At 65.0% G+C, this 13175-nt stretch carries 14 protein-coding genes; 13 read left to right on the top strand and 1 reads right to left on the bottom strand.

From position 1 onward, the window contains the following. The 5 genes from VGE27_RS14510 to fliP all read left to right on the top strand — a co-directional run. A partial coding sequence (locus VGE27_RS14510; RefSeq protein WP_331050385.1) for a flagellar hook-basal body complex protein occupies positions 1-937 on the top strand: 937 nt, incomplete at its 5' end. A 291-nt stretch (positions 938-1228) separates the two neighbouring features. Beyond that, positions 1229-1801 (top strand): flagellar basal body-associated FliL family protein, encoded by a 573-nt coding sequence (locus VGE27_RS14505; RefSeq protein WP_331050384.1) that lies wholly within the window; start codon positions 1229-1231, stop codon positions 1799-1801. Positions 1802-1832: 31 nt separating this feature from the next. Next, positions 1833-2825: a flagellar motor switch protein FliM gene (locus VGE27_RS14500; RefSeq protein WP_331050383.1), complete on the top strand. Its 993-nt coding sequence runs from the start codon at positions 1833-1835 to the stop codon at positions 2823-2825. Next, positions 2822-3247 carry a flagellar motor switch protein FliN gene (fliN, locus tag VGE27_RS14495; protein WP_331050382.1) on the top strand — a complete coding sequence of 142 codons (426 nt, stop codon included), beginning with the start codon at positions 2822-2824 and terminating at the stop codon, positions 3245-3247. The genes VGE27_RS14500 and fliN overlap by 4 nt, the downstream gene beginning before the upstream one ends. Before the next feature lie 98 nt (positions 3248-3345). Continuing rightward, positions 3346-5208: a flagellar type III secretion system pore protein FliP gene (gene fliP, locus VGE27_RS14490; protein WP_331050381.1), complete on the top strand. Its 1863-nt coding sequence runs from the start codon at positions 3346-3348 to the stop codon at positions 5206-5208. A 185-nt stretch (positions 5209-5393) separates the two neighbouring features. On the opposite strand, the gene VGE27_RS14485 is transcribed toward fliP, so the two are convergent. Next, positions 5394-5573, bottom strand: coding sequence for a hypothetical protein (locus VGE27_RS14485; RefSeq protein ID WP_331050380.1), 180 nt, complete (start codon positions 5571-5573; stop codon positions 5394-5396). A 367-nt stretch (positions 5574-5940) separates the two neighbouring features. Between VGE27_RS14485 and VGE27_RS14480 the strand changes: the two genes are divergently transcribed. The 8 genes from VGE27_RS14480 to VGE27_RS14445 all read left to right on the top strand — a co-directional run. After that, the gene (locus tag VGE27_RS14480) at positions 5941-6321 is read left to right on the top strand and encodes a flagellar biosynthetic protein FliQ (RefSeq protein ID WP_331050379.1); all 381 of its coding nucleotides are present in this window, start codon (positions 5941-5943) and stop codon (positions 6319-6321) included. Between the two features lie 25 nt (positions 6322-6346). Next, positions 6347-7213, top strand: coding sequence for a flagellar biosynthetic protein FliR (locus tag VGE27_RS14475; protein ID WP_331050378.1), 867 nt, complete (start codon positions 6347-6349; stop codon positions 7211-7213). 6 nt (positions 7214-7219) lie between these two features. Further along, on the top strand, positions 7220-8320 hold the full coding sequence (locus VGE27_RS14470) for an EscU/YscU/HrcU family type III secretion system export apparatus switch protein (protein WP_331050377.1): 1101 nt from the start codon (positions 7220-7222) through the stop codon (positions 8318-8320). A 10-nt stretch (positions 8321-8330) separates the two neighbouring features. Continuing rightward, positions 8331-10418, top strand: a complete 2088-nt coding sequence (flhA, locus tag VGE27_RS14465) for a flagellar biosynthesis protein FlhA (RefSeq protein ID WP_331050376.1) — start codon at positions 8331-8333, stop codon at positions 10416-10418. Then, positions 10411-11283 (top strand): hypothetical protein, encoded by an 873-nt coding sequence (locus VGE27_RS14460; protein ID WP_331050375.1) that lies wholly within the window; start codon positions 10411-10413, stop codon positions 11281-11283. The genes flhA and VGE27_RS14460 overlap by 8 nt, the downstream gene beginning before the upstream one ends. Further along, on the top strand, positions 11280-12161 hold the full coding sequence (locus VGE27_RS14455) for a MinD/ParA family ATP-binding protein (protein ID WP_331050374.1): 882 nt from the start codon (positions 11280-11282) through the stop codon (positions 12159-12161). Before VGE27_RS14460 ends, VGE27_RS14455 begins: the two co-directional genes overlap by 4 nt. 35 nt (positions 12162-12196) lie before the next feature. Further along, positions 12197-12952, top strand: coding sequence for a FliA/WhiG family RNA polymerase sigma factor (locus VGE27_RS14450; RefSeq protein WP_331050373.1), 756 nt, complete (start codon positions 12197-12199; stop codon positions 12950-12952). 2 nt (positions 12953-12954) lie between these two features. Beyond that, on the top strand, positions 12955-13175 hold a 221-nt coding region (locus VGE27_RS14445; protein WP_331050372.1), incomplete at its 3' end, for a hypothetical protein.

The raw sequence follows: 13175 nt of genomic DNA, 5'->3' as shown, positions 1-13175 counted from the left end.
CAACCAGAAGGCGTGGTCGGAAACGCAGATTGGTGTGTTCGATTCGCAGGGTACGAAGCACGACGTGAAGATCCAGATGTGGAAGACGGGTCCGAACTCGTGGGACTGGCGCATTGATCCCATCGCGTCGGCGCAGACGTTCGATGTCGAGACCGACGGCAACTCGCCGCCGAGTGACATCCCGCTGCCGACGCCGCCCTCGGGTTACGAGATCCTGCCGGACAACGTGCGTGTGTACAGCGCGACGGGCGTGGAATACAACAACCCGGGCGACTACACGTTCTCGGCCGGCCCGCCGCCGGCGGTGCAGTTCACGGCCAACATGCCGGTGAACTCGCAGATCAAGATCGGCTACTTCATGAGCCCCGACTCGGCCACGGCGAGCGAGAACAGCGGCACGTTCACGTTCGACAACGCGGGTCTGCTCAACACCAACATCACGGCATCGCTGAACTTCGCCGTGCCGGGCGCGAACCCGGTGCGCATCGACCTCACGCTGGGCGGTGGTGTGAACGGCCTGACGCAGTTCGCCTCGACGTCGTCGACGGCCGTGCTGCGTGACCAGAACGGCTACACGGCCGGCACGCTGCAGAACTTCTCGATCGACCGGTTCGGCCTGATCACGGGCTTCTTCACGAACGGCACGACGTCGCCGCTCGCCCGCATCGTACTGGCCGACTTCAACAACCCGAGCGGCCTGCTCCGTATCGGCGACAACATGTACCAGGAGTCGGCCAACTCCGGCGGCGCCGTGCTCGGCTTTGCGCTGGAAGGCTCGCAGTCGCAGCTCACCAGCGGCGCGCTGGAAATGTCCAACGTCGACCTGGCGCAGGAGTTCACGAACATGATCGTGGCCCAGCGCGGCTTCCAGGCGAACGGCAAGGTGGTCAGTACGTCGGACGAAATGCTCCAGGAACTGATGACCATCAAGCGCTAAGTGCGCTGATGGCAGACTGATGGGTAGCCGCCGCCACCGGATCTGCGGGGCGGCGGCCGCCATCAGAATTGTAGAGTTCGCTATGAATGTCCCGGCACTTTCTGCCGGAAATTGCCGGGATCGCCCGTATTTGCCGGGCCCCGATGCGGGGGCAGAATTTGCCCCGTCGCGTTAATCGCGACACAAAGCGTTGAAAAACAACGACTTAAGACTTCACCGTCCGCCCACAGAGCTACTGGCACGGAGACTGCTTTTCCGTATGGCGTCGAAATCACTTCTTCCGCCATTTCTATGTCCAGCGAACAGCCCCAAGCCGAAGCCGCCCCGTCCAAGCCCAAACTGCCGATCCTGATCGGCATGGTGGCGGTGGGCCTCGCCGTTGGTGGTGGCACGGGTGCCGCCGTCCTCGGTCCGATGGTTGCCAAGAAGATGGGCAAGGCGACGCCCATCGTCGCGGTGGCCCACGCCGAGAGCGACGCCGAAGCGCCAGCTGCCGAACATGGTGAAGCGCCGGCCGCAGAAGGCGAGCATGCAGCGCCCGAAGGCAAGGAAGGGGGCGGTGCGGCGTCCGTGCTGCTCCTCGAAAATCTGGTGCTCAACCCCGCGGGCAGCGGTGGTAGCCGCTTCCTTCTGCTGTCAGTGGCCATCGAAGCCGGCAAGCCGACGGCCCTCGAGCAGTTCAAGGCGCGTGACGCCGAGCTTCGCGACATCATCCTGACGGCGTTGGGCACGAAGACGGTGGACGAACTGACGGATATCTCGAAGCGCGAGCAGTTCAAGACGGAGTTGCAGGCGGCGGTCGATGGCCGCTTCGGCAAGCAGTCCGTGAAGCGCCTCTACTTCCCGCAGTTCGTCGTGCAGTAATCCGCGCGATCGCCTCCGACCGCCTCCACCGATGACCTCGGAAACCCTCAGTCAGACCGACATCGACCGCCTCCTGGGAGGCGCCGCGCGCAGCATGCCTGCCGCCGCTGGGCTCGATGTACAGGTGTACGACTTCCGTCGTCCGCACCGCGTCTCCAAGGAGCGCCTGCGCACGCTCGAAGCGATGTACGAGCGTCTCGTGAAGGGGCTCGAAGCGTGGCTCATCTCCCGTGTGCGCGGCCAGATCGAAGTGCGCCTGCAGAGCGTGGAGCAGTTCTCGTTCGGCGAGTTCACGCTGTCGCTGCCGATGCCCTGCTCGTCGTACATCTTCGACATCGCGGGCACGGGTCAGAAAGGCGTCATCGACGTGGGTCCGGAGTTCAGCACCTACATCGTAGATCGCCTGTTCGGCGGCGAAGGCACGGGCTCGGCGCTCACGCGCGCCCTCACGCCGATCGAACGCATGGCAGTGCGCAATGTGGCCGACAAGATCACGGGCCTGCTGCAGGAGATCTGGCAGGACCATGTGCTGATGGATCTCAACATCACGGGCTTCGAGTCGTCGCCGGAAATCCTCCAGGTGGTGAACCGCGAAGATCCGGTGCTGGTGGCCAACGTGGAAGTGAACACAGGCAGCGTGAGCAGCCTGCTGTTGTTGTGCCTCCCGTTCTCGGTGCTCGACAAGTTCTTCACGTCGAGCGGCCAGCAGCGTCTCGCGCTGCTCAGCACGAATGAACAGGAGCGCGAACTCACCCGGCAGCGCAGTGAAGCCGCCCTGCGCGCCACCAAGGTGCCGCTCACCGCGCGCCTGCCCGACTTCCAGCTCTCGATGCGCGATCTCGCGCAGATCACCGAAGGGAGTGTCATCCCGACGGCCATCCCGAAGGACGCCCGCGTGATCATCCGCGCCGGCACGCAGGAACGCTTCATCGGTAACGCCGGCCGTGTGAACGGCAATCTCGCGGTGCGCATCGTCGATGCGCTGCCCTCCGCTCCGACCTCTGACTCCCGGACCTCCGCATGAACCCCGCCGAAATCGACGCCCTCGTTGCCAGTGCCCAGGCGGCCAAGGCCGCCGGGCAACCGATCTCGTCGCTCAAGGAAGAGACGGTGACTGCGGCGCCTCAGGCCCGCGCACCGCAGCTCACCGACTTCGAGCAGACGATGCTGGGCACCACTGAAGTGCCGATCGGCATGCTGCTCGACCTGACGCTGCCGGTCTCGATCGAACTGGGCCGCACCAGCATGACCGTGCAGGAAATTCTGCGCCTCGGTCGTGGCTCGGTGATCCAGCTGGATCGCCTGGCCGGTGAACCGATCGACATCTATGTCGGCGACCGTCGCTTCGCGGAAGGCGAAGTGGTGGTGCTCGGCGAACACTTCGGCGTGCGCATCACGCGCGTGCTGGCCAACCCGGCCTCCGCGGCCGCTGTCAACGCCGCCTGAGCGGCAGAGCCGATCATGACCGAGATGATGATGACCGACACCGTTCCGCCGACCACCTGAGTTTCGCGCTTCCCTCTTACTGACCACTGACTCTACCGATGCTGATCGCCGGACTGGGCGTTGTCGCTGCACTCGCTTTTGTGCTGGGCCTGGGCGCACTGTGCGTCTATGCGCTCAAGCGCTGGGGCACGGGTGCGCTGCGTCCCCGCTCGCGCGTGCCGGTGGAAGTGGTGCAGCGCGTGCAGCTGGGCCCCAAGACGGGACTGGCCGTGGTGCGTGTGGGTGAGAAGGTGATGGCGCTGAGCGTGGGTGAAGGTGGTGTGCGTCAGCTGTTCGAACTGGATGAAGCCGATCGCCAGCGTGTGATCGCGACGAGCACTGTGCCGCAGTTGCAGATCTCGAGCGCGGAAGCCACGGCAGCCTTTGCGCCCAAGTCGGCGGCGAGCTTCGCGGGGACGTTTGGCACGATGCTGGGCCGCGCGATCAAGAACGAACCGCTGATGGCGCCGATCCCGGGCGTCGCCGCCGTGGTGGAAACACCAGCTGTGGCAATGGTTGCACCGGTCGTCGTGGCAGCGGCCGCGCCGATGCCGTTCTCGCTGGCGGAGCCGGCTGAAGTGCCGCGTTTTCTCACGGCGCCGGCGACGACGAGCGCCGGTGTGATCAACACCTACGGCCCGCGCGCCGGCGGTATGGTCCTGGCGAACACCAGCGCCGCCGATCGCGATTTTCGCAGCATGCTCAACGTGTCGCTGAGCGGCGCCACGCGGTTGGTGGTGTTCGCGGTGGCGATGATTCTCGTGGCAGCCCCGTCGTTGCAGGCGCAGGCTGCGCAGACGGGCACGCAGGGTGCTTCCCAGGGTGGACAGACTCCGGTCGTGCAGCCGCCGGTTGCCCCGCAAGCACCGGTGATTGGTGCCACGGGTGCCGGCACTGCTGCGCAGACAGCGCGTCCCGCCGCCGCGGCGGCCACACCATCGCTGCAGCCGCCCGCGGCTCCGCGCACACTGGACGCGCCGCCGCTCGTGCCGGCCGATCGTCGCAATGCCCGTGCGTCGTCGAGCGTGCGCGGTGGTGTGACCAACGCGACGGCCAAGGCGCAGACCGGTACCGCGACGGCGCAGCCGCCGCGCGAAGGCAACGGTGCCGCCACGACGAATCGTGGCACATCCGCGCCGCGTCCGATGTCGCAGATGGTCACGACGCCGACTCAGGAACCGAACAACAAGGCCACCGCCGCCACGCCGGCGCCCATCGCGGCCGACGATGCCATCATGCGCATGATGCCGCAGATGGATGTGCAGCTTGGTGGCAATGGTGAAGATGGCGGTCTGCGCCTGAATGGCACCGTGGGCATCGTGGTGATGATGGGGCTGCTCACGCTCCTGCCCACGCTGCTGCTGATGATGACGGGCTTTACCCGTATCCTCATCGTGCTGCACTTCCTCAAGCAGGCCATGGGCACGCAGAGTGCGCCCCCGGGTCACCTGCTGGCCGGCATGGCCCTGTTGCTGACGGGCTTCGTCATGGGCCCCACGCTGAGCGAAGTGAATCGCACCGCGATCACGCCGTGGATGGACGGGCAGATGACGCAGGTGGAGATGATGAAGACCGGTGTGCAGCCGCTGCGCACGTTCATGCTCAAGCAGACGCGCAAGTCGGATGTGGAGACGTTCGTGAAGCTGAGCCGGATGCCGCAGCCGAACACGGTGGACGATGTGCCGCTCCACGTGCTGATGTCGGCCTTCGTGGCGAGCGAACTGCGTACGGCGTTCCAGATCGGCTTCGCGATCTACCTGCCGTTCATCATCATTGACGCGGTGGTGGCTTCGGTGCTCATGAGTATGGGTATGTTCATGCTGCCGCCGGCGATGATTTCATTGCCTTTCAAGCTGCTGCTGTTTGTGCTGGTGGATGGATGGAGTCTCACCATCACGAGTTTGGTGCAGAGCTTCAAGTGAGCGACGGGGAACTGCGAGGTTGGTGGTTGTAGGGGGCTTGGTTGGAGGCTGTGAGTGGTAGGTACTGGGAGGTGGCTGGCGTTCGCGCGCGGGAGCATCCCACAACCTGCAGCGTATGGCCTATCACCCGGATCCCCACAACCAATTTCCGCCTAAGCCAATGCAGCGCGTTCCGTGATCGCTCGCTACCGATCCCGCGTCCAGATCGCAATGAGTCCACACCAATTGTCTGTGCGCATGCCTTCGAGCTCCGGTGGCATGCGCGCGGGTCCGTAGTAGACCTCGATGCCATACACATCCTTCGGCACGACCTGATCGATGTGTGTGAGTGGCGGCAGGATGATCCCGTCCACTGAGATCCGCATTACGCACTGCGCCAGCACGAACGGTGCCGCGCCGAGTAGTCGCGCCCTCCCACCACGCGGACGCCCACGAGGCTTACGGCGTCGTTTTCGACACGGATGGTGTTGGCGTTCTCATCAGGTGCCACGCGCCAAGGCGGCCCTCCATCCTCGCCGCGTACCGATTCTCCTCCCCATTGCCCTCGCCGCGTCGGGCAAATGCACGCCATCACAATGCCCCCATGGTCGGCCATCCCGGTCCCTGTCAATGCAGAACTCCGCGCCCCTGCAATTCCTGCCGGGTCCTCTGATGGCACCAAGCGCACCTCAGGCACTCGGCATTTTCTGCCGCGCCACCCCGTAACCCGCCACTCACCACACAATACCTAAGTTGTTTTCTTCAAACCACTTACGAACTCGAAACCCCAAACCGTTTTCTGGCCTCTCCCTTGCTTTCACCTACATCGCCAACTCCGCGTTCCCCCGAACCCAGGCCACCGCCTTGTCCCATCAGATCGTCATTGACCTGACCCGCGACGCGATCATGACCGCGCTCATGATCTCCGCGCCGCTGCTGCTGCTGGCGCTCGGGGTCGGTCTGATCATCGCCATCATCCAGTCTGTCACCCAGATCCAGGAACAGACATTGGTGTTCGTGCCCAAGCTCATCCTCGTGGGCGGCGCGTTCATCGTCGGCCTGCCCTGGCTGATGCAGATCATGATCAAGTTCACCACCCAGATCATTCGCGGCATTCCCGCGATGGTCGGCTGAGCACGCGCGCAGGCTCACGCCTCCGGTGAATCCGAGCACCGCCCTCGGGCCGAATCTGATCTTCGGCCTGCCCGACTTCTTCGCCCCCGGCGTCGCGACGGCCCTCGTGCTGACCGCGCTGCGCATCGGTGGACTGCTGCTCGTCGCGCCGGCGTGGTCCGCCAAGAGCGTGCCCATGAAGCTGCGCACCGCCATGCTGGTGCTCTTCGCGGTGCTGCTGCTCCCCACGGCGCTTGCCACCACCGACAGCACCACGCTGGCCATCACCCCGGCCACCTTCCTGGCCGAAACGGCCATCGGCTTTGCGTTTGGATTCGCCGCCGCGGTCGTCGTGGCCGGCGCAGAGTTTGCCGGTGAACTGATGACGACCACGATCGGTCTGTCCGGTGCCGCCATCTTCGACCCAGTAAACAATACGCAAGGCGCCATCTTCGGCTCATTCATGCAGTTGATGGCCGTCACCATCCTCCTGATCGGTGGTGGCCACATCGTCATGCTCGAGGCGGTGGCCAAGAGCTTCACGGTTCTGCCGCTCGGCGCGCCCATCGATATGCAGGCCGGGTTCATGGCCCTCACCAAGGCCGGCAGCACCATCTTCTCCACCGGATTGCAGTTCGCCGCCCCCGTCATCGCGGCCATTCTGGTCACCAACATCGCCCTCGCCATTCTGGGCCGAGCGGCTCCGCAGCTGCAGATCATGAGCCTGGCGTTCCCGCTGCAGATCGGGATCGGCCTGCTCACCTTCGCCGGTTCCATCGGCCTCATCGTCCACGCCCTCGGCGAATGGACGACGCCATACGGTCAGACCCTCGATTCTTTTGCGCGAGCGGCTCGCGTGACAGCGGTCCAGAAGACGCCTGCCACGCCCCCTGCGCCGGCGGGGAGGCGCTGATCTTCCATGGCTGAAGCGGAATCCGGCGGCGAAAAAACAGAAGAAGCCACTGGCAAACGACTGGAGGAAGCGCGTGAGAAGGGGCAGATCGCCAAGAGCCCTGAGTTCGCCACCGCCGCTTTCCTCCTCGGCTTCCTGATGGTGTTCTCCTTTACTGGGCCCCAACTCTGGCGCTTCTTGCTGGACACCATGGGGACAGCATTGGGCACTGCTGGCAACAGTGAACGCATGGGCGACGGACTGATCCCGTGGCTTCAGGTGGTCAGTTTCCGCACCATCGTCGCCATGCTCGGCGCGACGGCCGCCATGAGCGTCATCGCCATCGCCATTCAGGCCGCGCAGACCGGTGGCCTGCTCACCACCAAAACCCTCGAGCCAAAGTTCGAGCGCCTCAATCCGATGAGCAACGTCGGGCGCATCCTCGGCAAGCAATCCATTGTCGAGCTCGCCAAGGCGCTGCTCAAGATGACCATCGTCGGATACGCCGTGTACATCACGATCGCCGACGCCTGGCCCGACATTCAGGCGCTGGCGCTCAATGCCTCACCGATGGCGATCGTGGAAGTCGTGCGGAAGTACGGCTTCGGACTGATCAAGAATGCCGGCATGATGTTCCTGGTCCTCGCGGTCGCCGACTACGGCTACCAGCGCTGGAAGACCATGGAAGACCTCAAGATGACCAAGCAAGAGGTCAAGGAAGAGCACAAGTCGCAGGAAGGCAATCCGGAAGTGAAGGGTCGCCGTCGGGCGATCGCCCGCGAGCGCATCCGTCGGCAGATGTTTGCCGCCGTGCCCAAGGCCGATGTGATCATCGTGAACCCGGTGCACATCGCGATCGCCATCAAGTACGACCCGAACGTCGCCCCAGCCCCGTACGTCGTGGCCCTCGGCGAGCGCAAGATCGCCCAGCGCATCAAGGAACTGGCCTTCCAGCACGGGGTGCCGGTCATCGAGAACAAGCCGCTCGCCCGGGCCCTCATCAAGGTGGCCAAAGTGGGCACCGTGATCCCGGTGGAGATGTACCTGGCGGTGGCCGAAGTGCTCGCCTTCGTCATGCGACAGCAGGAGCGCTACGGCAAGAAATGGCGTGGCACGGTCGCTGCATAGTGAGTGATATATGACCAGCGCTACGCTCCCGATTCCGGCAAATTCTGCCGGGGCAAAGAAGGCGGAAATCGCCATTGCCCTGGTGGTGGTGCTGGTCATCGCCCTCATCGTGGTTCCGCTGCCGCCCGTGCTGCTCGATCTCTGCCTCGCGGCGAGCATCGGGTTGTCGCTGGTGGTGCTGCTGGTCTCGCTGCAGACCACCAACCCGCTCGACTTCAGCAGCTTCCCCGCGCTGCTGCTCCTGCTGACGCTGTTCCGCATGGGACTCAACGTGTCGTCCACACGTCTGATTCTCTCCGAAGCGCACGCAGGCAAGGTCATTGAAGCCTTCGGTCAGTTCGTCATTGGCGGCAACTATGCCGTCGGCATCGTGATCTTCCTGATCCTGACCGGCATCAATTTCATCGTCATCACCAAGGGTGCCGGGCGCATCGCGGAAGTGGCCGCGCGCTTCACCCTTGATGCGATGCCCGGCAAGCAGATGGCGATCGACGCCGATCTGTCCGCTGGCCTGATCGACGAAAAGGAAGCCCGCTCGCGCCGCGACGAGATCGCGCGCACCGCCGACTTCTACGGCGCGATGGACGGTGCCTCCAAGTACGTGAAGGGCGACGCGATCCTCGGCATCCTCGTCGTCGTTGTCAACATCGTGGGCGGCATCTTCATCGGTGTCATCCAGCGCGGCATGGAGATCGGCAAGGCGGCCAGCACCTACACCATCCTCACGGTGGGTGATGGTCTGGTCACGCAGGTGCCCGCGCTGATCATCAGCACCGCGGCCGGCCTCATGGTCACGGCCGCCACGAACAACGACAAGATGGGCGCGGTGCTGGGCAAGCAGCTCGGCAATCACCCGCGCGCGATGTGGATAGCCGCCGGTGTGCTCGGTTCGTTTGCGCTGATCCCCGGGCTGCCGATGTTCCCGTTCATCGCGATGGCCGCAGGCGCCGCCGCGCTGGCCCGCACGGCCACCAAGGCCGAGACGCGTCGCCTCGAGCTCGCGACGATCAGCGCGCCGGTGGAAGTGGAAGAACTGCCGCCGCCGCCCGATCCGATGCGCGACCTGCTGCAGATCGATCCGATCGAACTCGAAGTGGGCTACGCGCTCATCCCGCTCATCGACGAAAGCCAGGGTGGTGACCTGCTCGAGCGCATCTCGCTGCTGCGCAAGCAGGCCGCCCTCGAACTGGGCATCCTGATTCCGGCCATTCGCATTCGCGACGACATACGTCTGCCGGCCAACGAGTACGTCATCAAGCTGCGCGGCTCCGAAGTGGCGCGCGCCGAAGTGCTGCCGCGCTTCCTGATGGCGCTCAACACGGGCAGCGTGGTGGCCGAGATCGACGGCATGGAAACAGTGGATCCGTCGTTTGGCATGCCGGCGCGCTGGGTTGCGTCGGCCCGTCGTACCGAAGCCGAAGCACTGGGTTATGTGGTGGTGGAGCCGACCACGGTCGTGGCCACGCACCTGCTCGAAACGCTGAAGGGCAGCGCCTCCGAACTGCTCGGCCGCCAGGAAGTGCAGGAAATGGTGGAGACGCTCAAGAAGTCGCACCCCGCGCTCGTGGAGGAAATCATCCCGGGCAAGGTGTCGCTCAGCGTGCTGCATCGTGTGCTGCAGCGCCTGCTGCGCGAGCGTGTGCCGATTCGCGACCTGGTCACGATTCTCGAAGCGTTGGGCGATGGCGCGGAATCCACGCGCGATCCCGAAGCGCTCACCGAAGTGGCGCGCCGTGCCCTCACCAACGTCATCGCGCGTCTGTTCGCCGATCAGACGGGCACGGTGCGTGGCATCACGATCGGTGGCCGACTGGAATCGGCACTGGTCGGGCTGTTCTCGCCACGCTCGTCGCAGCCGAACGCGCCGATGCTCACACCGGAGTCGTTGGCCGGTATGCTGCGCGATCTCAATCATCTCGCCACCACGTACGCCGTGGATGGCCGTCCCTTGCCGCTCATCACCCCGCCGTCGTTGCGCGTGGGCGTGCGGCGCCTCATCGAGCCAGTTCTTCCGAGCCTGCCGGTGGTCTCACTCGCTGAACTGCCTGCTCAGATCACGCTCAGCAGCGTGGCCACCTGGGAGATGTCGAATGGCTGATAACCGCACCTCGTATCACACGCCGATGGAACGCTTCCGCGGCGCCGATCTCTCCCGTGTTTCCGAGCGCGCACGTCGCCTGCTCGGCGACGACGTGATGATCATGCACACGCGCACCGTGCGCGATGACGGCGTGCCGATGGTGGAAGTGCTCGCCGCGGCGGGTTCGACCATCGATCGTGTGCGCGCGCGTCTCGAGCCGGCGCCACTGCCGCCGAAGCTCCGCAAGGTGGACGGACGTCCGTACTGCATCGCGCTGGTGGGTCCCACCGGTGCCGGCAAGACGACGACGGCGGCCAAGCTTGCGGTGCGTCGCGGCATGTTCGGCGCTGCGCGTCCGGGTCTGCTCACCATCGACACGTATCGGGTGGGTGGCATGGAGCAGCTGGCGACGTACGCCGAGCTGGCCGATGTGCCGTTCGAAGTGGTGTATGACGAGAAGGAAGTGGATGCGGCGATGAAGCGCCTGTCGCAGACCTGTGATGTGGTGATCGTGGATACCCCGGGCCGCAGCCCGGCGAGCGCTGAGCTCACGGAGCGGTGGCGTTCACTGCTGGATACAATCGCCCCCGATGAGGTGCACCTCGTGATTCCTGCGTCGCTGCGCGCGGACCTGGCCGTGGATATCGGCCGAGCGTATCGCGGCACGCGCGCCCACTGCGGCACGACGCACTTGTTGTTGTCGAAACTCGATGAAGTACCACGCGAGACGGGCGTGACGGATCTCGCGCTGTCGCTGGAAATGCCGACGCGTTGGATCGCGGACGGTCAGGATGTGCCGGCCGATCTCAAGCCCGGTGTGCAGCGCCTGCTGCGCAGTCTCGGCCTTGGTGCGGATGCCGAACCGGATTGGATGCCCGCATGAGTCTTTCGCTCATGTCGCTGGGCTCGCCCAACCGCACGCAGGCCGATGGACTGGCCGGTAGTGCGGCGTATGCGGCGCGGCGCACCGGCAGCGGTGATGCCATCGGCCCCACGACACTGCTCTGCGCGAGCGGTCGTGGCGGATCGGGCACCACCCTTGTCTCGGCGTTGCTCGCCGTGGCGGCAGCCGGCGAAGGACATCGTGTACTGCTGATCGACGCGGACGACTTTGTCGGCCCCTTGGCGATGACCCTGGGTGTGACACCGCGGGCCAGCTGGCAGGACTTGCGTGGTGGTCGTGTGTCGCCGGCCGATGTGGCCACCCCGGTGAGCAAGACGCTCACGCTGGTGGCCGGCGGTGCGGCACGTCTTGCCGGTGAAGGCGCACCACAACTGACCAGCGCGGAACGGAAAGCCTGCCTGCGCCGGGTGAGTGCCCTCTCTGAAGGGATGGATCTGGTCGTGATTGACTGTGGCTCCCGACTCGAATCGGTGTTTGCAGCGATCACGCCACACACGGGCGAGCGACTGATGGCGATTGCTGCCGGTGCCGACCCGGTTGGTCTTGCCTCGACGTACGCGCTCTGCAAGGCCGTGGCGACCCGCCACGGTGCCCTTCCCGTGGAGCTGCTCGTCAACCGGCTGGAAGGGAGCGAGGCAGCCCGCTGCTTCGACGCCATCGACGCCGGTACCCGTCAGTTCCTTGGTCTTTCGTTGCGCCTCGCTGGTGCAATTCCTGCTGATCCGACGCTCGATGCTGCGCTGCGCAAAGGCATGGCCTTTGCAGAAGCAGCAGCGGGATCACCAGCAGCGGTCGCTGCGCACGACGTCGTGACGCGCGCGTTGACTGTCCGCCCCCTTTCTCGTACCGGTGTTTGATCGTGCCCCTCGCACCTTCCCAGGGATCCGTCGCCATGAACAACAAGCTCTGGCAGTCGTATCAGGCAGGTAATCAGTCTGCCCGCGACCGTCTGCTCGAAGAGCATCTTGGCCTCGTACACCATGTGGCTCGGCAGGTCTCGCGGACGTTGGCGGTTCGCGCCGACTTCGATGAGCTGGTGAGCGCCGGAACGATTGGTCTCATGACGGCGCTCGAGGGGTTCGATGCCTCGCGCGGTCTGGCCTTCAGCACCTTTGCAGCGCCCCGCATCCGCGGCGCCATTCTCGACGAACTGCGCAAGCAGGATCACGTCCCCCGCTCCATCCGTCGCAAGACCCGCGAGATCACGGCGGCGCGCGAAGCGTTCCAGCGGGTGAGTGGCCGAGCCCCGGAAGACCGGGAACTGGCCGAACAGCTTGGCGTGGATCTTGAAACGCTGTGGCGCTGGCAGGCCGATGTGGAGGGCGCACACCACATCCCACTGGACCGGGCCCCGGGCGAGCGGGAAAACACCACGCCGGTGCCGGCCGAAGTGCTGACATCGGGTGAAGAGAGTGGTGTGGAAGACAGCCTCACGCACGAGCAGGAGGTGTCCCATCTCAAGGATGCGATCCTCCGGCTCAAGGAGCAGGAACGTGTGGTGCTGTCCCTGTATTACTTCGAAGAGCTCAAGCTGCACGAGATCGCGAAGGTGCTCGAGCTGACCGAATCGCGTGTGTCGCAGATTCGCAGCAAGGCGCTGAGCAAGCTGCGTGTGGAGCTCAAGCCTCTGCGCGATCAGGTGGCCTGATCATGGCCCTGCAAACGATTGCCACACGATCGGCCAGCAACATGCGCGCCATCCCCGACCGCGCCCGGCGCGCGTCGGTGTGGTCCACGATTGTGCAGACGCTCAAGCTGTTGGTGCTGCTGGTGGTGGTGACCGGCGTTGGCCTCGTGGCCGGTGCATTCATCATGTCGCCGGCCGTGAGCAAGGAACAGCGCATCATGGGTGCGATGGGATTGGCCGCCTT

Source organism: Gemmatimonas sp. (assembly GCF_036405635.1).
GTDB lineage: Bacteria > Gemmatimonadota > Gemmatimonadetes > Gemmatimonadales > Gemmatimonadaceae > Gemmatimonas.
Note: the sequence above shows the minus strand (reverse complement) of the source record. Positions and strands in the feature narration are given on the sequence as shown.

What these genes read in the sequence shown, in the direction of transcription:
- VGE27_RS14505 (WP_331050384.1), top strand. Translation starts at nt 1,229, where the DNA reads ATGTCCAGCGAACAGCCCCAAGCCGAAGCCGCCCCGTCCAAGCCCAAA.
- VGE27_RS14500 (WP_331050383.1), top strand. Translation starts at nt 1,833, where the DNA reads ATGACCTCGGAAACCCTCAGTCAGACCGACATCGACCGCCTCCTGGGA.
- fliN (WP_331050382.1), top strand. Translation starts at nt 2,822, where the DNA reads ATGAACCCCGCCGAAATCGACGCCCTCGTTGCCAGTGCCCAGGCGGCC.
- fliP (WP_331050381.1), top strand. Translation starts at nt 3,346, where the DNA reads ATGCTGATCGCCGGACTGGGCGTTGTCGCTGCACTCGCTTTTGTGCTG.
- VGE27_RS14485 (WP_331050380.1), bottom strand. Translation starts at nt 5,573, where the DNA reads ATGCGGATCTCAGTGGACGGGATCATCCTGCCGCCACTCACACACATC.
- VGE27_RS14470 (WP_331050377.1), top strand. Translation starts at nt 7,220, where the DNA reads ATGGCTGAAGCGGAATCCGGCGGCGAAAAAACAGAAGAAGCCACTGGC.
- flhA (WP_331050376.1), top strand. Translation starts at nt 8,331, where the DNA reads ATGACCAGCGCTACGCTCCCGATTCCGGCAAATTCTGCCGGGGCAAAG.
- VGE27_RS14460 (WP_331050375.1), top strand. Translation starts at nt 10,411, where the DNA reads ATGGCTGATAACCGCACCTCGTATCACACGCCGATGGAACGCTTCCGC.
- VGE27_RS14455 (WP_331050374.1), top strand. Translation starts at nt 11,280, where the DNA reads ATGAGTCTTTCGCTCATGTCGCTGGGCTCGCCCAACCGCACGCAGGCC.
- VGE27_RS14450 (WP_331050373.1), top strand. Translation starts at nt 12,197, where the DNA reads ATGAACAACAAGCTCTGGCAGTCGTATCAGGCAGGTAATCAGTCTGCC.